Source organism: Bacillus sp. CPT56D-587-MTF, from assembly GCF_058792335.1.
The window spans coordinates 125001-145752 of sequence record NZ_JBYTEF010000001.1 but is presented as its reverse complement, the minus strand read 5'-3'; the positions used below and the strand labels follow the sequence as shown (position 1 = coordinate 145752).

General features: G+C 35.7%; 14 protein-coding genes, 16 tRNA genes and 2 rRNA genes (1 of these 32 running past the window's edge). 1 reads left to right on the top strand and 31 read right to left on the bottom strand.

Going from position 1 to position 20752, the window contains the following annotated elements; genetic code table 11:
- Window positions 1-90: 90 nt before the first annotated feature.
- The 14 genes from AC3WVZ_RS00780 to AC3WVZ_RS00715 form a co-directional block, all read right to left on the bottom strand.
- On the bottom strand, window positions 91-954 hold the full coding sequence (locus tag AC3WVZ_RS00780; protein WP_233935865.1) for a GNAT family N-acetyltransferase: 864 nt from the start codon (window positions 952-954) through the stop codon (window positions 91-93).
- 156 nt (window positions 955-1110) lie between these two features.
- On the bottom strand, window positions 1111-3654 hold the full coding sequence (locus tag AC3WVZ_RS00775; protein ID WP_425594300.1) for a leucine-rich repeat domain-containing protein: 2544 nt from the start codon (window positions 3652-3654) through the stop codon (window positions 1111-1113).
- 27 nt (window positions 3655-3681) lie between these two features.
- On the bottom strand, window positions 3682-4194 hold the full coding sequence (locus AC3WVZ_RS00770) for an NEAT domain-containing protein (protein ID WP_425594299.1): 513 nt from the start codon (window positions 4192-4194) through the stop codon (window positions 3682-3684).
- Window positions 4195-4322: 128 nt separating this feature from the next.
- A complete protein-coding gene (gene yhbH, locus AC3WVZ_RS00765) occupies window positions 4323-5498 on the bottom strand; it encodes a sporulation protein YhbH (protein ID WP_000503517.1) in 1176 nt (391 codons plus the stop codon).
- A 453-nt stretch (window positions 5499-5951) separates the two neighbouring features.
- Entirely contained in the window at window positions 5952-7847 is a 1896-nt protein-coding gene (locus AC3WVZ_RS00760; protein ID WP_000353273.1) for a PrkA family serine protein kinase, read from the bottom strand.
- Between the two features lie 385 nt (window positions 7848-8232).
- The gene (locus tag AC3WVZ_RS00755) at window positions 8233-10302 is read right to left on the bottom strand and encodes a sensor domain-containing protein (RefSeq protein ID WP_000657173.1); all 2070 of its coding nucleotides are present in this window, start codon (window positions 10300-10302) and stop codon (window positions 8233-8235) included.
- A gap of 127 nt (window positions 10303-10429) precedes the next feature.
- Entirely contained in the window at window positions 10430-10918 is a 489-nt protein-coding gene (trmL, locus tag AC3WVZ_RS00750) for a tRNA (uridine(34)/cytosine(34)/5-carboxymethylaminomethyluridine(34)-2'-O)-methyltransferase TrmL (RefSeq protein WP_000538147.1), read from the bottom strand.
- Between the two features lie 58 nt (window positions 10919-10976).
- Window positions 10977-11864, bottom strand: a complete 888-nt coding sequence (locus tag AC3WVZ_RS00745; RefSeq protein ID WP_000260591.1) for an amidase domain-containing protein — start codon at window positions 11862-11864, stop codon at window positions 10977-10979.
- A gap of 44 nt (window positions 11865-11908) precedes the next feature.
- On the bottom strand, window positions 11909-13051 hold the full coding sequence (gene queG / locus AC3WVZ_RS00740; RefSeq protein ID WP_000345206.1) for a tRNA epoxyqueuosine(34) reductase QueG: 1143 nt from the start codon (window positions 13049-13051) through the stop codon (window positions 11909-11911).
- 199 nt (window positions 13052-13250) lie between these two features.
- Window positions 13251-13324: transfer RNA gene (locus AC3WVZ_RS00735), tRNA-Gly, on the bottom strand.
- 115 nt (window positions 13325-13439) lie between these two features.
- Window positions 13440-14090 (bottom strand): DsbA family protein, encoded by a 651-nt coding sequence (locus AC3WVZ_RS00730; protein WP_000841307.1) that lies wholly within the window; start codon window positions 14088-14090, stop codon window positions 13440-13442.
- Between the two features lie 187 nt (window positions 14091-14277).
- Window positions 14278-15054 carry a transglycosylase domain-containing protein gene (locus AC3WVZ_RS00725; protein WP_000664715.1) on the bottom strand — a complete coding sequence of 259 codons (777 nt, stop codon included), beginning with the start codon at window positions 15052-15054 and terminating at the stop codon, window positions 14278-14280.
- Between the two features lie 493 nt (window positions 15055-15547).
- Window positions 15548-16009: an NUDIX hydrolase gene (locus AC3WVZ_RS00720; protein ID WP_000400469.1), complete on the bottom strand. Its 462-nt coding sequence runs from the start codon at window positions 16007-16009 to the stop codon at window positions 15548-15550.
- 146 nt (window positions 16010-16155) lie between these two features.
- Entirely contained in the window at window positions 16156-16875 is a 720-nt protein-coding gene (locus AC3WVZ_RS00715; RefSeq protein WP_000532952.1) for a YebC/PmpR family DNA-binding transcriptional regulator, read from the bottom strand.
- Between the two features lie 351 nt (window positions 16876-17226).
- Between AC3WVZ_RS00715 and AC3WVZ_RS00710 the strand changes: the two genes are divergently transcribed.
- Window positions 17227-17547, top strand: a complete 321-nt coding sequence (locus AC3WVZ_RS00710) for a DUF3884 family protein (RefSeq protein WP_000149743.1) — start codon at window positions 17227-17229, stop codon at window positions 17545-17547.
- Window positions 17548-17757: 210 nt separating this feature from the next.
- Here the strand turns inward: AC3WVZ_RS00710 and AC3WVZ_RS00705 are convergent.
- The 17 genes from AC3WVZ_RS00705 to AC3WVZ_RS00625 all read right to left on the bottom strand — a co-directional run.
- Window positions 17758-17839: transfer RNA gene (locus AC3WVZ_RS00705), tRNA-Leu, on the bottom strand.
- 10 nt (window positions 17840-17849) lie between these two features.
- Window positions 17850-17920: transfer RNA gene (locus tag AC3WVZ_RS00700), tRNA-Cys, on the bottom strand.
- 14 nt (window positions 17921-17934) lie between these two features.
- Window positions 17935-18009 (bottom strand) — tRNA-Gly (locus AC3WVZ_RS00695).
- Window positions 18010-18014: 5 nt separating this feature from the next.
- Window positions 18015-18089: transfer RNA gene (locus AC3WVZ_RS00690), tRNA-Gln, on the bottom strand.
- A 63-nt stretch (window positions 18090-18152) separates the two neighbouring features.
- Window positions 18153-18228, bottom strand: a tRNA-His gene (locus AC3WVZ_RS00685).
- A 19-nt stretch (window positions 18229-18247) separates the two neighbouring features.
- Window positions 18248-18321, bottom strand: a tRNA-Trp gene (locus AC3WVZ_RS00680).
- Between the two features lie 7 nt (window positions 18322-18328).
- Window positions 18329-18412 (bottom strand) — tRNA-Tyr (locus tag AC3WVZ_RS00675).
- Window positions 18413-18422: 10 nt separating this feature from the next.
- A tRNA-Thr gene (locus tag AC3WVZ_RS00670) sits at window positions 18423-18498 on the bottom strand.
- 18 nt (window positions 18499-18516) lie between these two features.
- A tRNA-Phe gene (locus AC3WVZ_RS00665) sits at window positions 18517-18592 on the bottom strand.
- Between the two features lie 9 nt (window positions 18593-18601).
- A tRNA-Asp gene (locus tag AC3WVZ_RS00660) sits at window positions 18602-18677 on the bottom strand.
- Between the two features lie 3 nt (window positions 18678-18680).
- Window positions 18681-18757: transfer RNA gene (locus AC3WVZ_RS00655), tRNA-Met, on the bottom strand.
- Between the two features lie 26 nt (window positions 18758-18783).
- A tRNA-Val gene (locus tag AC3WVZ_RS00650) sits at window positions 18784-18859 on the bottom strand.
- A 4-nt stretch (window positions 18860-18863) separates the two neighbouring features.
- Window positions 18864-18938: transfer RNA gene (locus AC3WVZ_RS00645), tRNA-Glu, on the bottom strand.
- Between the two features lie 17 nt (window positions 18939-18955).
- Window positions 18956-19047: transfer RNA gene (locus AC3WVZ_RS00640), tRNA-Ser, on the bottom strand.
- 2 nt (window positions 19048-19049) lie between these two features.
- Window positions 19050-19124 (bottom strand) — tRNA-Asn (locus AC3WVZ_RS00635).
- A gap of 8 nt (window positions 19125-19132) precedes the next feature.
- A 5S ribosomal RNA gene (rrf, locus tag AC3WVZ_RS00630) occupies window positions 19133-19248 on the bottom strand.
- A gap of 100 nt (window positions 19249-19348) precedes the next feature.
- Window positions 19349-20752 (bottom strand): 23S ribosomal RNA (locus AC3WVZ_RS00625) (it continues 1518 nt past the right edge of the window).

Below are 20752 nucleotides of genomic sequence, written 5' to 3'. Positions count from 1 at the left end.
TCAAATTACTTCTGAATCCGTAACAACTGAGGGAAAAGTAGATTAATAAAACCCATTCGTATGAAATATAATTTTCATACGAATGGGTTTTCACTCTATTATATAGTGTTGTAAACATGCCTTCTCCTCAAATCCTACTTTCTTGTACAATTTCATCGCACGATCATTATTCGTATTCAAACATAATTCTATCTCCTTCATTCCTTGGAAGGAAATAATATACTGAATTGCCTTTTGTAATAACCGCTCTCCGACACCTTTTCTTCTACTATTTTCAGCGGTTGCAATAAATTCGATATTCGCTTCTTGAAACTCTGGATTTACTTCCACATATACATAACCTTCTAACTTATCATTCTTCATACTTACAAATAATTTATTCGTATTACTTAAACGTTCAATAATTTCGTTTCCGTCATAATACGTATTAGAAAATACATGATTGTGTAAAGCGATAAACTGCTCAAACACTTGTGGTAAAGCCTCTTCTACATTACATATAATACGGTGCTCCACAATATTATTTAAAACGAGAATACTATGTCGACCTTGTTCTTTTGCATGTAAATTCCTCATTAAACGGGCACAATTATTATTTTCCACATGATAAAAACCATAAAATCTCTCAATATGAAAAGGCACCTTTTCTATAAGTTCCTTCCACATATGTAAAGCAACTTCTTCCCAATTCTCTTCGATAATAAACGGCCCCCATATCTCTGCACATTTCTTTACTTCATCCACATCAAATCCTAATAAACCTATTAAATTATTATTCTCATAAGTAGCAACAAAAGATTGTTCCCAGCCTATATCTGAAAAATCATGAATAATTGTCTGTAACAACTCCTCTTTCTCATCTCCACAATAGCCAACATGATGAGTAGCATCTTTATTCATATTCGCAATAAATGCTGCCACCTCTTCAATTTTCAAAATAGAACTGACATACATAACCTCTCCTCCTTCACTAATATATTCACACCTTTTCCATTTATATCCTTCTAAAAAAGACATCACCATAAGCATATTTCAAAATGAAATCGCCATGATAATGTCTTCTCAAAAACTCATATAATCATCTTACGTTATAATAAGATAAAACGTTTTTTATTTCTTAAATAATCTCTTTCTAAATACAAACATACTCAGTGCTGAAAGAACTAACGCTATGCCTGAAAGTAATGTTGATGTATTCTCTTGTCCACCTGTTGCTCCTAATGATTTCTTACTTTCTTCTTGCTTATTAACAGCTGGTTTATTTTCTTTCACAACTTGATTATTCACGTTTTGTTCTTGGACTACTGCTGATTGATTTACCGCGTCTTTTGAACCTTCAATTTCTTTTCCTGTTTCTTTTACCTCCGCTTTCGATCCTTCAACTCCTGTTGTTGGCTCGTCCACTTCCTCTTTCGCTTCTTCAACTTCTTTCGTTGGCTCTTTTACTTCCTCTTTTACTTCTTTTACCGGTTCTTTTACTTCTTCTTTTGTTTCTTCAACTTCTTTCGTTGGTTCTTTTACTTCTTCTTTTACCTCTTCAACTTCTTTTGTTGGCTCTTTTACTTCTTCTTTCGCTTCTTCAACTTCTTTTACCGGTTCTTTTACTTCTTCTTTTGTTTCTTCAACTTCTTTCGTTGGTTCTTTTACTTCTTCTTTTACCTCTTCAACTTCTTTTGTTGGCTCTTTTACTTCTTCTTTCGCTTCTTCAACTTCTTTTACCGGTTCTTTCACTTCTTCTTTTGTTTCTTCAACTTCTTTTGTTGGCTCTTTTACTTCTTCTTTCGCTTCTTCAACTTCTTTTGTTGGTTCTTTCACTTCTTCTTTTGTTTCTTCAACTTCTTTTACCGGCTCTTTCACTTCTTCTTTTGTTTCTTCAATTTCTTTTACCGGCTCTTTTTCTTCTTCTTTTTCCACTATATTCTGTATAACTGTTCCGTTAAACCTTATGCTAATTTCATCAGAATCTAAATCAAATTTATACACCTTTTCACCTGGGGTACTCCATTTTATTACTCCGTTATTAAACGTCCCTCCCTCACTTACCAATTGAATATTTTCAATACTTTCTCCTTCTAAATCATATACAGGAATTTGAATTTCTTCGTTTATTTTTGCATCATTTAAAATGATATTTTGTCTTCCAACATCAATTGTAAACCACTGACCTAATTGTATTAACGGCCTTACATCACGAATCTCATTTCCAGCTAGATTTAAGCTAAATAAGTTTAGCATGGAACCAATAACCGTTACATCTTTAATATGATTGTCCGCAAGATTTAACCACTGTAAATTTTCCAATGAAGATAGTGGTGTTATATCTTCAATTTGATTATGAGATACATTCACATTATTCAATTGTTTCAAGTTTGAGATGAACTCAATATTTTTCAGGCCTACTCCTTCTAAAGTAAGTTTTTCTAAATTCGTCATGTATTCTAAACCTGTTATATCTTTTATCTCATTTCCTTTTTCTTTAAGTATCTCTAATTTTTTAATCTGTAATAAATCTTCTTTTGTGATAGGAGCGTTTACATTCTCTCTACCTAAATTCTCTTTATTAATATGTTGTTGTAAAGTTTTATCGAGAATTACATTTTGACTTTCTTTTTGTTTTTCAACTATATTCTGTATAACCGTGCCATTAAATCTTATTTTACTTTCAGTAGAATTAGTATCTAGTTTAAATTCATATATTTTTTCTCCAGGACTATTCCATTTTATAAATCCGTTATTCAGAGTAGCCCCCTCACTTTGTAGATTAATATTTTGAAGTGGCTCTCCTTTAAGGTTGTATACTGGGATTTTTATTTCTTCATCTACACTTGCTTCATTTAAAAAGATTTTTTGTCTTTGAATGTCAATTGAAATTCGCTTACCTAATTCCTCAACAGGCCTTACGTCAGAAATTTCATTTGCTCCAAGATTTATCTCATGTAAATTTGTTAAGGTGCTCAGCGGCGATACATCAGAGATATAATTCTCTTCTAAATTCAGCACTTGTAAATTTCCTAATTGAGATAATGGTGATATATCTTTTATTTCACTATCAGAAATTTCTAGTTCAATAAGATTACTCATTTTACTAATAGATTCAACATTATTAATTTTATTGTTCCCTATCCATAATAGTTCCACATTATTTAATCGATCAATTCCCGTAAGATCACTGATTTGATTATTTGCTAAGTATAATTGTTTCATAGTTGATAATGTAAATAATGGCTGGATATCTTTAATGTTATTACCGATTAAATCTAATGTTTTAATTTTTTTCATTTTACTTAATGGTGTAAGATCAGAAATTTTATTATCTCTTAAAAAAAGCATACTAATATTCTCTAGCTGCTCAATTGGGTGAATACTTTCAATTGAATTAGACGTTAAATCAACGTACTTCAAACCTCTCAATTTCGAGATGGCTGATATGTCTTTTACATTAGACTCTCGTAACGTCAACTTCTCTAAATTTGTCATATACTCTAAACCAGTTATTTCATTTATTCCTTTACCAGAATAAATGGATAACGTTTTAATTTTTAATAAATCTTTCTTTGTGATTGGCGCATCAACATTATCTCTATCTAAGTTGTATTTATTAATATGCCTTTGTAATTGCTTATCTACTATTACATTTGCATCTTGTTGATCCACTTTATCCTCTTTATTTTCCTTTTGTGCTTATGGAACATCTTTATCTAAATTCAATGTATTTACTTCAAACTGTACTTGGTACTTATTGTCATAGGCCATTGTTGGAATATAAATATGCATTCGCATATTATACCTTTTTCCTAATTCCCCTACTTCAAACTGAATCACTTTCGTTCCATTTTTCTTTTTGTCTTCTGATATTACTTTCACATCATGAAACACACCTGGAGTGTGAATATCCTCTGTCTTCAAGTATTGAAAGAAATCACTATCACTTAACGTTGCTGTTACAATTTTCTTTCCATTCTCAATTGTTAATTTCGGATCCTTTATATAAACAGCTGCCATAGACTCTTCATTCGTTTTATCTTTATACGCTTTAATAACAGCGTCATATGTACCATCTTCTAAACCTTGTCCAGTTTTATTCGCCTCAATTGCTACTGCCGCTAAAGCAGGTGTTGAATACACAGCAAACGGAAGTGATAACGCCGCCGCTATAATCATTGCATTTATACGTTTTCTTTTATTTTGTTTCAACTTTACATCTCCTCCGAAATATATAATTCAAAATGTAATCATTTCTCGAATAAATGATAATGATTTTCATTATCATTATCAACTGAAAAAATAAAAAGTTTACAAAAAAAGAACCTCTTTAAAAGAGGTTATGCCATTTTCTCACCTGATTCTTCTCTAAAAAAGCTTTTCATCGCATGAAATACGTCTGCTTTTTGCTTTAAAATATAGTATCTAAAGTTTTCATCTTTAATATTTTTATAGGCTGACATGAGTGTACTGTGGCGGTTGTACTGATTCACTTCCCCATACCCAAACATATTACACTTCTTCATTAGCTCTTCAACAAGTTTTACACATCTAGCATTATCTGATGTTAAATTATCACCATCTGAAAAATGGAATGGATAAATATTATAGCGGTCAGGTGAATATTTATTATCGATAAGTTCTAATGCTTTTTTATATACGGAAGAACATATTGTTCCGCCACTTTCTCCTTTTGAGAAAAATTCTTCTTCTGTAACGACTTTCGCTTCTGTATGATGAGCAATAAATTCAATATCAACTGTTTCATACTTTGTGCGTAAAAATCTTGTCATCCAGAAAAAGAAGCTACGTGCCATATATTTCTCCCATATTCCCATCGATCCACTCGTATCCATCATCGCTAATACAACAGCTTTTGAATCTGGCTTTAATACTTCATTCCAAGTGCGGAACTTTAAGTCTTCTTGATGAATTGGATGAAAAGATGCTTTACCACCCATCGCATTTCGTTTATATGCGGATATCATTGTTCGTTTCTTATCGATATTTCCCCATAATCCTGTTTTTCTAATGTCATTAAATTCAACATGTTCAATCCGGTTTTCATCCATTTCTTTTCTCTTTAAATTAGGCAGTTCTAACTCTCTGAAAAACGCTTGCTCTAATTCTAAAATAGAGACTTCAGCTTCATAGTAATCTTCCCCAGCTGCATCTCCTGCTCCTTGCCCTTTTCCTGGCCCTTTTTGTTTTTGACCACCTGATCCATCTCTCGCAACGACATCACCAACTTTGCTGTCACCGTTTCCTTGCCCAACATGTTTATTTTTATCATAATTGTATCTAATCTTATATTCATCTAGAGAACGAATTGGTATTTTTACAACATCCTTGCCATTAGACATAACTATACTTTCTTCTGTTACAAGATCGGGTAAATTATTCTTAATTGCCTCTTGTACTTTTTCTTGATGGCGCTGTTGGTCGTCATATCCTTTGCGATGGAGGGACCAGTTTTCCTGTGAAATCGTATAATTTGGTTGATTTTCTTCGCCCATTCCTTTCCCTCCTTACTGTAATTGTCTTCCTGTATGAACAGCAATCTATAAATTTTGTTCTGTAATATGCAAGCTAGAATATTTGAAAGGTAACTGCCCACAGAAAATCATCCCATAAACATTTATAACGTTTTTCATACAATACCCCGAGCATCCTAAACAAAATTTTGCCACTCACATAAATAGAAAGAAATATTCAGCCACTGATAAGAAAGAAACACAATGCATTGTTGCACACATTTTTACTTTGCAACATATTGTATTGTGTTGGCTTTTTTCGTATGAATGGTTGGTTACTCTATCATATGCATATTGTAAAAATAATTGACAATAAATTCATAAAATTGCATCTTAATTTATTACATTTGGACAAGGTATGACACTTTATACACATATGAACGGATAATAAAACGCTGTCCCGCAAAATACAAGAGACAGCGTTTTGTTATCAAACTATCTGTTTAACAAGCTACCTACATAGCGTAGTAATTCATTTGCTGAAGAAGAATTATAACCATGCTCATCAATTAAACGCGCAACAACATCATTGATTTTCTTAAGCTGATTTTCGTCCGGCGTTTTCGTTGATGTTGTAATTTTCACTATATCTTTTAAATCAGCAAATAGTTTTTTCTGAATCGCTTCACGAAGACGTTCATGTGAATTATAATCAAAGCGTTTTCCTTTACGGGCATAAGCAGAAATGCGAATTAAAATCTCTTCACGGAACGCTTTCTTAGCATTTTCTGAAATTCCAATTTGCTCTTCAATTGAGCGCATTAATTTTTCATCTGGACTCATTTCTTCTCCTGTTAACGGATCACGTAATTTCGATTTATTGCAGTACGCCTCAACGTTATCTAAGTAATTATCCATAAGCGTCTTAGCTGATTCTTCATATGAATAAACAAACGCTTTTTGTACTTCTTTCTTCGCGATTTCATCGTATTCTTTTCTCGCTAATGAGATGAAGTTCATGTAACGTTCACGGTCTTCATTACTAATGGATGGATGCTGATCTAGCCCATCTTTTAAAGATCTAAGTACATCTAACGCGTTAATAGATGGTACCTCTTTTCGAATGATTGTAGACGAAATTCGGTTAATGACATAACGAGGATCAATACCCTTCATACCTTCATCTTGATATTCGCGTTGTAATTCTTCTACATCAATCGCATTATAACCTTCTACCGTTTCTCCATCATACAAACGCATCTTTTTAATTAAATCAATATCCGGACGCTTCGGATCTTTTAAACGAGTTAAAATAGTGAACATTGCTGCAACGCGAAGTGTGTGTGGTGCAATGTGAACATTCGATACATCACTTTCACGAATCATTTTTTCATAAATATGTTCTTCTTCACTTACTCGTAAATTATAAGGAACTGGCATTACAATAATTCTTGAGTGCAATGCTTCATTTTTCTTATTTGCTATAAATGAGCGATACTCTGTTTCATTCGTATGCGCTACAATTAATTCATCTGCTGAAATAAGCGCAAATCTTCCCGCTTTGAAATTCCCTTCTTGCGTAAGCGATAATAAGTGCCATAAAAACTTCTCATCGCATTTTAACATCTCTTGGAACTCCATCATTCCTCGGTTTGCCTTATTTAATTCTCCATCAAATCGATACGCACGCGGATCTGATTCTGAACCATATTCTGCAATCGTAGAAAAGTCCAGACTACCTGTTAAATCTGCAATATCCTGTGATTTTGGATCAGACGGGCTAAATGTACCAATCCCTGTACGGCGATCTTCAGAGAAGAAAATACGCTCTACAACTACATCCTCAATTCTTGATCCGTATTCTTGCTCTAAACGCATGACATTTAGTGGTGATAAATTCCCTTCAATTCTAACCCCATACTCATCAAAGAAATCATCTCGTAAATGATGTGGAATTAAATGCAGTGGATCCTCGTGCATTGGGCATCCTTTAATTGCAAAAATTGCTCCGCGATCTGTTCTTGAATATGTTTCTAATCCTCGTTTCAACATTGTAACTAACGTTGATTTCCCTCCACTAACAGGACCCATTAATAATAAAATTCTTTTTCTAACATCTAATCGTTTTGCAGATGGATGAAAATATTCCTCTACAAGACGTTCTAGAGCATCCTCTAATCCAAAGAGCTGATTACTAAAGAAGTTATACTTTCTTCTACCATCAACTTCTTCAATTCCAGCGTCTTTTATCATATTGTAAATGCGAGAGTGTGCTGTTTGAGCCACCCATGGTCTTTCTTTCACAAGCTCCAAATACTCCGCAAACGTACCTTCCCATTGTAAACGTTCTTCTGCTGCTCGATGCTGTTCAATCTTTTTTAGAATATCCATTATAGCTCCTCCCCCATCTCCTTGTTCAATCGGATTATTATAAAAGGTATGCTAGGATGTCCTTAAACATTCTTTAAATCAAAACGAAATATATAATAGCACGCTAAAATTCTCTCCAAAATTCAAAGAAAATTCTGTATAATATAGGTATTAACATTTTTACACTGCTATTCATTATAAATAAATTCTTTTCTTCTAAGAACCTTACATACATTTTGGATAATAAATAAAACTCATAAACCGAAAACAGTAAGGAGGATATTAGTATGAAATTATTATTAATTTTAGGTGTATCACTCACATTTCTTACAGCTATTTTTACATCCGGTTACAATGACAAACCAGGTACACATAAAAAATGATGTGCTTTTAGCACATCATTTTTTTATTTATAATACATATTTTCCATATCATATTTGGATAGTGGTCGGCTATAATAATAACCTTGTACAAGCTTCACATTCTTTTCTTTCAAAAACTGTATTTGCTCCTTTTTTTCTACTCCTTCTGCAATTATATTCAATTCTAAAGTATGAGCTAAATGAATAATTGCAGCTGTAATATTCGTATCACGTTCATCTATATGTATACCTTCCATAAAAGAACGATCAATTTTTAAAGTATCAATTGGATATGTTTTTAAATAACTTAAAGATGAATAGCCTGTTCCAAAATCATCTAAATGAATCTTTAAATTTTGTTCTTTTAATTGTAGTAACACTCTCTTTGATATATCTTTATGTATAAGAGCTCCTTCTGTAACCTCTATCGCTAATAAATGAGCTGATACATTGTACTTATTTAAAGCCCGTGTAATCATCTCTATTAATGTAATAGAACGAAAGTGTCTAGCTGAAATATTAACCGCAATTGGGACCACTTCATATCCTTTATTTAACCATTCGCGCAGTTGCTGACACACTTGATTTACTACCCATTCATCGAGCTTAATAATAAATCCTGTTCTTTCTGCCAACGGAATAAATTGGTTTGGAGAAACAAATCCTAATTCCTTATTCTCCCACCTTATTAAAGCTTCCATACTAGCTATTTTTTTCGTTTCAATATTAATTTGTGGCTGATAATATAAGAAAAATTCATTTTTTTCTATAGCACGATGTAACTGGTTTTCTATTATAAACCTTTGTTCACGCTCACAGTCTAATCCACTACAATAAAAATGATAATGTCCTTTTCCTTTTTCTTTTGCTTTTTCTAAAGCAGCATCGACCCTCTGAAATAGTATTTTTTCATCTTCTCCATCTGCTGGAGCCATTACAATTCCAATTGATGCACTTAAATATACATCTTCTTCTTCGATTACAAAATATTCACTAATATTTTTCAGTATGCTTTTTGCAACTTCCTCTACATATTCTTTCGTTATATTTTCTATCAACATAACAAATTGATCATCGTGTTCTCTAAATAAGTGCATACCTTCTATTTTTAGATTGCTTAAACATTCTGTAACTTTTTGTAATACTTTATCTCCCTCTTTATGACCAAATGTATCATTAATACGATGAAACTCATCTAAATCTATAAATACAAGCGCAAAATTTACACTCTCATTTAAAAAAGTATTTAACTTATTTGTACATGAAATTCTATTCATTAATCCCGTTAACTGGTCATAGTAAGCTAAATATTCTGTTCGCATTTCGTTTAATACTTGCCTTGTAACATCTCTCGTAACAATATAAATCCCAACAATTTCACCGTTCACAATAATCGGGATAGTTCTCAAAGAAATATATAGCTCGTACCCTTCTTTATGAACATATTTCTTTGAAACAATTTGTTTTGCTTTTCCTTGCATCGATCCCTTAAATATAATTTGAAAATCTTTTTCATATTCTTTATTAATGAATTCAAAAATAAATTTATTATTTAATTCCTCATACCGGTATCCAAATATTTCATACGTTGCCGGATTTGCATATGTAACTCTCCCTATAGAATCTATAGATATAATTGAGTCATTATTATATTCCAGTAACGACTTAAATAACATTTGTTTTTCCTCTATCTTTGTCTTCTCCTCAATTTGAGCTGTAATATCTCTTGTAATACAAATAACAAATTGACATATTCCTTCTTCGTCGCAGACAGGATTAAGTGAAGATTCATAATGTATCTCACCTTTTGGTAAATTGACTACATCACAAAAGGTGTGTGCTTTCGCTTCTCTCACTACTTTTGCATATTGCCTTTGCAATATCCCCGCTATATCTTTTGGTAATACTTCTGCAAAAGTTTTTCCATAGCACTCTTCGCTTAACCTAGCATAATCCATTCCTATTTTATTCACATACATATATTGAAACGTTTCATTATCAATAACTTTCAATATGAATACTAAATCTTGAATAGCATGTAATAATCCTTGTCTAATTAAATCCATATCTATCATACTTAAAAAGGTATTTTGATTACTATATTCTTCCTTCATATTTATCTCAACCCGTCTTATCTATTTTTAATCATATATCCCATTCTATATGATTATGTCCTCTCTTTTAAATGTATGATTATATATTATTTTTATTTTATAAAAAAAAGTCGCCATATGGCGACTTTTAATAAACGATTTCTAAATCTAATCCAGGGTAATTTTGTTGACGGAACGCTTCATAAATTAAAATTGCTGCTGTATTAGATAAATTTAATGAACGTACTTTATCTGTCATTGGAATACGTAAACAATGATCAAAGTTTTCTTCGATTACATTAGCTGGTAAGCCGTTTGTTTCTCTTCCAAATACAAAATAGTAATCCTTCTCACGCTTGCTATAGTCAAACGCTGTATGAGCTTTCTCGCCATACTTTGTTAAATAGAAGAATTCACCGTCTTTATTTTTTTCATAAAATTCTTCAATTGAATCATAATACGTAATTTTTACGTGCTGCCAATAATCTAATCCTGCACGCTTTAACATTTTATCATCCGTTGAAAATCCAAGCGGTCTAATCAAATGTAATTCTGTTCCAGTTGCTGCACAAGTACGAGCAATATTCCCTGTATTTGCTGGAATTTCTGGCTGATATAAAACAACATGTACTCCCACGCGATATTCACCTCTGTTTTTTGTCTACTACGTATTATACCACTTGAGCGAAAAATCTCTACCCATTAATAATATGAAAGAATTTATATTTCATTTGTGGTGTATATTTACTAGAGTCTTCATAGTTCCAATAACGTCGACGGCTATTCGCTGAATGTGCATTTACAAGCGGCATACCATCTGCATCTTTTGCTACTACAATCGTCGTATGATTCCATCTTCCGTCATCCTCGAAATCATAAGCAATGACATCTCCAAGAATAAGTTCTTCTGGCCTCTCTACCGCCTCTGCTCGAAGTCCTGTTGTAGCACCTGACAAATACCAATAAAAAGAATGTGCAACAGCCCAGCTCCAACTCCACTGATTCTCCCTTTGCCACCATCCTTTACGAATATTAGGATACCCGTTCATAGGTACTTCTCCAGTATGAAGACATTGAGAAATGAAATTCGTACAATTATCAGGGAAATTACGATACATAGGATTCCGGTCATCCCACCAACGCTCTGCATATTTCACTGCCTCTAAACGATTATACTGATAAGAACCGTACTTCTCTTTCGTAATATCCCTTTCTAATGTCTCACCCATTCTAATTTCTTCTGACACTTCAATAGCAGAATCGCCTATAATTCGACTATTATTTAAACAAACTCTTCGTTTTAATTGTTCCTCTTCAATATAAAATAATTCTTTATGCTTAATTAAATATTTAAAATGTATTTGATAATCAATTTCTTGATGGTCATTACTATTTAATTGTCTAATGAAAGAAACATCCGCAGTTGCTTTCACTATATGTGCACTACGCCTTTGAAACAATTGTTTCTTTCTCAGTGCCATTTGTAGTAAATCCTCAGCAATACCATCCACATTCGTTCTTTTCTCCGTTATATATGCTAAAAATTGTTGTACTTGGTTTTCAATCTTCGTTTTTACAACCATTCTGTCTCCCTCCCATATTACAATATGAAAAAGGGAAATATTATCTACTCTTTTTTCTGTGCTAACAATTCAAGCCCGCGATTCATTTCATGAAGCACTTCTTCATCTTTCTCACGTTCCATCGCTTTCTCAATCGCTTCGCCTACTCCATCTCCGCCAATTTTCCCAAGTGCCCATGCTGCCGTTCCGCGTAGTACCGGTCTTGGGTCATCTTTCATAACACCAATTAAATCTGGAATTGCCGATGCTTCTTTAAAATGTGCTAATGCTAAAATCGCATTTCTTTGCAGTGGTTTTTTCCCTCTCCATGACCCTGACATAATCCCATATTTCTCTTTAAAATCACGATTACTAATTGTTAAAAGTGGCGTTAATAATGGTTTAACTAGCTCAGGATCCGGCTCCATCTCAGGATGATTATGAAAATCCATTCCTTTGTTTTTCGGACAAACAGTCTGACACGTATCACATCCATATATGCGATTTCCTATTTTATCGCGATATTCTTCAGGTAGGAATCCTTTCGTTTGTGTTAAAAACGCAATGCACTTCTTCGAATCTAACTGTCCCCCCTGTATTAAAGCACCGGTAGGGCAAATATCGATACATTTCGTACAGCCTCCGCATTGATCTTCTATCGGCTTATCTGGCGGGAATGGAACATTTGTAATCATTTCCCCTAAGTATACGTACGAACCAAATTCAGGTGTAATAATAGAGCAGTTTTTACCGCTCCATCCAATACCAGCACGCTCTGATACAGCTCGATCACTTAATTCACCTGTATCAACCATGGACTTCACTTCTATATCGGGAAGTTTTTCAATTAAATATGCCTCTAATTTTTTCAAACGATCTCGTAAAACAAGATGATAATCTTGTCCCCAAGAAGCACGACAAAAAATCCCACGGCGTTCTCCACGCTTACTTAATGGTGCATTTTTTAATTTTGAAGGATATGCTAAAGCAATCGCAATAATTGATTTAGCACCCGGTAATAACAGTTGCGGATTCGTTCTCTTCTCTATATCAGGCTCTTCAAATCCAGATTGATAATTTAATTGTTGTTGCTGGATTAAGCGCTGCTTTAATTCCTCAAAAGGAGAAGCGCTCGCAAAGCCTATTTTATCTATGCCAATTGTTTTACTATACGCAATTACATCTTGCTTTAATTGTTCAAAATCCACTCTTAATCGCCTCCTCAGATGAATCCACCCCTTATGTAACCACTCTATTGGTTAGTAATTCACGTTTGGAATACTATCATTTACTTCTATTTTCGCATGTAATTATATTTTTCAAACATTAAAAAACGCAATGCCTCGTTTATCTCGGAAACGAAACACTGCGTTGATCACAATTTATAGAAAAACTTTTAATAAAATTTGGAGCGGGTGAAGAGAATCGAACTCTCGACCAGAGCTTGGAAGGCTCTTGTTTTACCACTAAACTACACCCGCAAATATGAATTACATATAAGATATTAGAATAACTTATGTAAAATAGTATAGCATGTAAAAAAAGTAGAGGCAAGAATTTTATCGAAAAAAGTCGAAAAAGTGATGAGAGACCTCATCACTTTTTCAATTCTTTATCAATTGCCTTCTTCATACTATCAAAATCAGGATTTGCAAGATTTCCGTTTACATATACAGAAGGAGCACCTTGAACTTTTAATTTTTGAGCACGATCTGAATCTTTACTTACTTTTTCTTTAATGTCTTTACTGTGTAAATCTTTCTTAAATTGCTCTACATCAACTTTTGGAAGTTTCTCTTTCACAATGCTAAGAAGCAAATCTTCTGTAATCCATTCTTCCGTATCTTTCTTTTGATTTTGATAAATCTCATCATAGAAAATCCAGAATGAATCTTTATCTTGTTTATAAATTGCTTCACCAGCTGCTGCACCTAAATCTGAGTCTTTTCCGATAAATGGGAAGTTAATAAAGTATAACTGCACTTTGCCTTTATCAATATACTCTTCTTTTAATCGAGGTAATACTGTTACATCCCAAGTACGACAAGCAGGACATTTAAAGTCTCCAAATTCAACTACCTTAACTGGAGCATCATCTTTCCCTAAAGATTGTTGCGTAGAATAAGCAAACATCTCATTCCCTTTATCTTTTTTGTCATTTATGATGCTATACGCAATTGTTCCAATTACAATCAATACTGCGATAGAAAAAACTATACCAAGAGCCATGAGTTTATTTGATTTCATATACATTCCTCTTTAAATTCATATTCTGTATACAGCATTGTACACAATACACATAATATCAACACTTATATACGTCACGCAATGAACACGCTCACATAAATTACAAAAACACAATAATTGTGACGATATTGTGTCACAATTTGTCACAATTTATTCAAAAAAAGAAGCTCCTCTGTAGGAACTTCTCTTAACTTACTGCTTTTTTACGCGCGCTATTTAACATCGACTGCTCTATTTTTATATCATGACGAATTACCAATTTCTCACTAACTGCTTGAACATACTCATCATGGCTTATATAGCCTTCTTTCTCCATTAGTCTCAAAACGACATTACGTCTCTCTACTGCTTTATCATAATTTTGGGCAGGTGAGTAATAAGCAGGTGCTTTTACTACAGCAGCCATCATTGCACTTTCAGCCAACGTTAATTGGTTCACCTTTTTACCGAAGTAAAGGTTTGCTGCTTTTTCAATTCCCCATGCTCCTTCTCCATAATAAATATTACTTACATATAATTTTAATATTTCATCCTTCGTAAATGTGCGTTCAATTTTTTTCGTATAAAAAATCTCTTTCCACTTCCGAGAAAATGTACGTTCATTCGTTAAAAAGGCATTTTTAGATAGCTGCTGTGTAATTGTGCTTCCTCCTTGCACGACACCACCAGCCTTTATATTCTCAACAGAGGCCCTAATAATTGCTATATAATCTAAACCGTTATGATGATAAAATCTTTTATCTTCTGTCGCAATAAATGCATGTGTTAATGATTCTGGCACCTCTAACTTAGCCGGTACATGTAATTTACTAATATCACTTTTCTCAATCATTACATTTCCAATGAATAATAACGTACAACTTAACAATAATAATAATATAATGGCTTTATAAAAAAGTTTAGTCATTGGATTTAATGCAACTTTTTGATGATAGTTCACCCTAGATAATACTCGTTCTTTCATCTTGAACACCTCTTTTCCACACAGCATATAACTCTTACTTTAAGAATACATTGTTGTAAAAAAATATCCCATCGATTTCTCTTACACGTACCTTACATCATTGTAAGGTATAAAGTGAAACTTTAATCGGTCCTCATTAATCAAGCTTACTGCCTAGCAAATAGTGGGATAAAAAAGTATTGTATCACAGTCTTTTTTTATCTACTATTCATCTGAAATATTGAATATAGGTTATGTTAAAGTACGAATAACCAATAAAAGAGAAACCCTTAAGACTATTATATTTTCACTTTACACTTTAATTATATCATCTACAAATATATATACTTTTGACTATCTAGTAATCTAAATGTATATAACATATAGATTTATTATACAGAACAAACGTTCTCAAAATCAATACTAGTGCTACTATTATTTTGACCTTTTTCTTAAACAGTATACAAAAAAAGAGTAGTGATTCGAATGTATCTCAAATCGGCTACTCTTTTCTTTACAATCTTCCTATTAAATTATACGGCTGTACTTCCCACGTTTCATACGGAATAAAATGTGTTGCTCTCATTGCATCAAGCGTTCTGGATTTCATATGAGGACGCGTTATATACTCATCTATGTTCTCTTCATTTAAATCAACAAATTTAGCCTCTTGTATTTCTTCAGGTTGAATTTTTATTTCACCACTTATATATGCTACTTTAAAAACAACAGCTAGAATATGCATAGAAGTATTATAATAAACGCCTGTAATTCCGATAGGCTTCACCGTTAACCCTGTTTCCTCTTTTATTTCCCTACAGACAGCTTGATCGAGCGCTTCGCCTTCTTCTACCTGTCCTCCTGGCAACTCCCACGTATCAGCTCGCCAGTGCACTTTTGTTAATAACACTTCATTTTTTCCATTTGTTAAATAACCGGCTACAGCAACGATATGCTTTGGTGTCTTATGTTCCATATTAAGCCTCCTAGAGATAATGAATATTTTATATATCCCTATAATTATATTCCCTACCTACAACAAAATACCTTTAATACTTCATCACCTTAATTAACTTCATAAAAAAGACCCTATCCGCTAAGCGAAAAGGGTCATCTATCGTATTACTCTCCTAAGTCTACGTTGTGATAAACTTGTTGAACATCTTCTAAATCTTCTAATGCATCAACCATTTTCTCAAATTGTGCTTGAGCATCTTCAGGAAGTGTTACATCACTTTGTGCAAGCATTGTTAATTCTGCAACTGTAAACTCCTCAACGCCAGCACCTTTAAGTGCAGATTGTACTGCATGAAATTGATCTGGTTCAGCATACACGATAACAGAATCTTCTTCTTCTAGAATGTCACGTGCATCTACATCTGCTTCCATTAAAATTTCAAGAACTTCATCTGATGTTTTACCTTCAAGGCCGATAACAGCTGTCGCATCAAACATGTAAGCTACAGAACCGTTCACACCCATATTACCACTATTTTTGCTAAATGCAGCTCGTACATCTGCTGCAGTACGGTTTACGTTATTTGTAAGTGTATCTACAATAACCATAGCTCCATTTGGTCCGAATCCTTCATAACGAAGCTCGTCATAATTTTCTTCTGAACCGCCTTTTGCTTTTTCAACTGCACGATCAATAATTGTTCTTGGAACATTGTATGTTTTCGCACGCTCTAATACAACTCTTAGTGCTTGGTTTGATTCTGGATCTGGCTCGCCTTGTTTTGCTGCCACATAAATTTCACGCCCAAATTTCGCGTATATACGGCTTGTATTTGCATCTTTTGATGCTTTTTTGTCTTTAATATTGTTCCATTTACGGCCCATACTTTCCACTCTCTTTCCCGTTTTAAATCTACATAAAAATATTAATATGAAATATAATGTGTGTTCAACACATTTTTAAAAGAAATATAAAAAGTTCATTTTTGATTCATATTACAGACATAATATAAATCACTATCATTTTGTTCTTTCGACAAGTTATATTATACATGAATTCCTACGTTTATTACGAATTTTAGAAGCACATAGTATAATTTAACAAAAAGACTCTAACATTTCTGTTACAGTCTTTTTATATTGCCAATAAACATTTCCATATTATTCCCATAATTGTTTTCTATTGTTGTATAATAAAAATAGGAAAAAATTTGAAGAAAAGATGGAGGGTGAATTATGACACATTCCAAAGACAAAAAATCACATGCTTTTAAAGGAATAGGAGAGAAGTTAAACCCAACTATCTATCAAGTGAGATTCATGAAATTAGATGAACCAATTCGATTTGAGTCGTTTCCTGAATTAAAGGAATTAGGAGACTGGTTGAGTACTTCAACGCACATGTGGTCATGCCACTCAACTATGTACAAATACAACAGAGAAGAGTTTGAAAAGAAGTTCTTAGAAATTACGAAATTAACAGCTGATCATGTACTAATATCTACTGGTGGCGTCGGATTTAACTTCATGTCACCAGGTTGGAGAAATTCTCTATAAAATAATGAAATTATATAAAGGGATAAAAATTTATCCCTTTATTGTTTTGTAGCTTTCCCCAACTGTATCGCATGTACTAAATGAATAAGTTTACCTTAATCATTTATAACCATTTCACCAACACACCATTTTTGCTTATTTTATAGTATGATGAAAACATAAAAAGACTCTACACATTTGGTGTAGAGTCTTTTATTACGCCGTTCATGATACCGATGGTCGGGGTCGAACCGACACTCCCGAAGGAACACGATTTTGAGTCGTGCGCGTCTGCCAATTCCGCCACATCGGCACAAAAGAAAAGGCGGCAACCGGATTTGAACCGGTGATAAAGGTTTTGCAGACCTCTGCCTTACCACTTGGCTATGCCGCCATATTAAATTTTATTGGAGCGGAAGACGGGATTCGAACCCGCGACCCCAACCTTGGCAAGGTTGTATTCTAACACTGAACTACTTCCGCAAAAATGGCTGGGCTAGCTGGATTCGAACCAGCGCATGACGGAGTCAAAGTCCGTTGCCTTACCGCTTGGCTATAGCCCATCGAATTCTTACTTAATTATATGTAAGTATCCATTAGATTATTTGTAATTTTTAAAATAAAAATGGGGCGACTGATGGGAATCGAACCCACGAATGCCGGAGCCACAATCCGGTGCGTTAACCACTTCGCCACAACCGCCATGTTGTGTAAATATATTTGGCAGGGGCAGTAGGAATCGAACCCACACTGGAGGTTTTGGAGACCTCAGTTCTACCTTTAAACTATGCCCCTATGTAAATGGTGGAGGGGGGCAGATTCGAACTGCCGAACCCGAAGGAGCGGATTTACAGTCCGCCGCGTTTAGCCACTTCGCTACCCCTCCGAAACTTACATGGTGCCGGCTAGAGGACTTGAACCCCCAACCTACTGATTACAAGTCAGTTGCTCTACCAATTGAGCTAAGCCGGCGTATTTTATTAAAATAAATGGTGGCTCGGGACGGAATCGAACCGCCGACACGAGGATTTTCAGTCCTCTGCTCTACCGACTGAGCTACCGAGCCTTATTAAAATGGCGGTCCCGACCGGGGTCGAACCGGCGATCTCCTGCGTGACAGGCAGGCATGTTAACCACTACACCACGGGACCATTTGGTTGCGGGGACAGGATTTGAACCTGCGACCTTCGGGTTATGAGCCCGACGAGCTACCGTGCTGCTCCACCCCGCGATAATACTATTCATATAAAATTTATATGGTGGAGGATGACGGGATCGAACCGCCGACCCCCTGCTTGTAAGGCAGGTGCTCTCCCAGCTGAGCTAATCCTCCAAAGTGGTGACCCGTACGGGATTCGAACCCGTGTTACCGCCGTGAAAGGGCGGTGTCTTAACCACTTGACCAACGGGCCAAATATTATAAATCCTATGGCGGAGAGCAAGGGATTCGAACCCTTGATACGCTTGTGACGTATACACGATTTCCAATCGTGCTCCTTCGGCCAACTCGGACAGCTCTCCAATGGCTCCGCAGGTAGGAATCGAACCTACGACCGATCGGTTAACAGCCGATAGCTCTACCGCTGAGCTACTGCGGAATAATATTGCCTGGCAACGTCCTACTCTCACAGGGACAAGGTCCCAACTACCATCGGCGCTAGAGAGCTTAACTTCCGTGTTCGGTATGGGAACGGGTGTGACCTCTCTGCCATCATTACCAGACATTATTCTTTTGAGACAATCATTATTATAACTTATTTACTTTAAAAGTCAACAAGTTTTTTATGTTCTCTCAAAACTAGATAACATTGCTACATATTATATGGTTAAGTCCTCGATCTATTAGTATTCGTCAGCTCCACATGTCACCATGCTTCCACCTCGAACCTATCAACCTGATCATCTTTCAGGGATCTTACTAGCTTACGCTATGGGAAATCTCATCTTGAGGGGGGCTTCATGCTTAGATGCTTTCAGCACTTATCCCTTCCGCACATAGCTACCCAGCTATGCCCTTGGCAGAACAACTGGTACACCAGCGGTGCGTCCATCCCGGTCCTCTCGTACTAAGGACAGCTCCTCTCAAATTTCCTACGCCCACGACGGATAGGGACCGAACTGTCTCACGACGTTCTGAACCCAGCTCGCGTACCGCTTTAATGGGCGAACAGCCCAACCCTTGGGACCGACTACAGCCCCAGGATGCGATGAGCCGACATCGAGGTGCCAAACCTCCCCGTCGATGTGGACTCTTGGGGGAGATAAGCCTGTTATCCCCGGGGTAGCTTTTATCCGTTGAGCGATGGCCCTTCCATGCGGAACCACCGGATCACTAAGCCCGACTTTCGTCCCTGCTCGACTTGTAGGTCTCGCAGTCAAGCTCCCTTATGCCTTTGCACTCTACGAATGATTTCCAACCATTCTGAGGGAACCTTTGGGCGCCTCCGTTACACTTTAGGAGGCGACCGCCCCAGTCAAACTGCCCACCTGACACTGTCTCCCGGGTCGATAAGACCCGTAGGTTAGAATTTCAATACAGTCAGGGCGGTATCCCACCAGCGCCTCCACCGAAGCTAGCGCTCCGGTTTCAATGGCTCCCGCCTATCCTGTACAAACTGTACCAAAATTCAATATCAGGCTACAGTAAAGCTCCACGGGGTCTTTCCGTCCTGTCGCGGGTAACCTGCATCTTCACAGGTACTATAATTTCACCGAGTCTCTGGTTGAGACAGTGCCCAAATCGTTACACCTTTCGTGCGGGTCGGAACTTACCCGACAAGGAATTTCGCTACCTTAGGACCGTTATAGTTACGGCCGCCGTTTACTGGGGCTTCAGTTCAGAGCTTCGCTTACGCTAACCCCTCTCCTTAACCTTCCAGCACCGGGCAGGTGTCACCCCCTATACTTCGCCTTACGGCTTCGCAGAGAGCTGTGTTTTTGCTAAACAGTCGCTTGGGCCTATTCACTGCGGCTTTCCGTTAAGAAAGCACCCCTTCTCCCGAAGTTACGGGGTCATTTTGCCGAGTTCCTTAACCAGAGTTCTCTCGCACACCTTAGGATTCTCTCCTCGCCTACCTGTGTCGGTTTGCGGTACAGGCACCTTTTATCTCGCTAGAAGCTTTTCTTGGCAGCGGGGAATCAAAGACTTCGCTCCATAAGGAGCTTCCCCATCACAGCTCAGCCTTTACGATAAGCGGATTTGCCTACTTATCAGCCTAACTGCTTG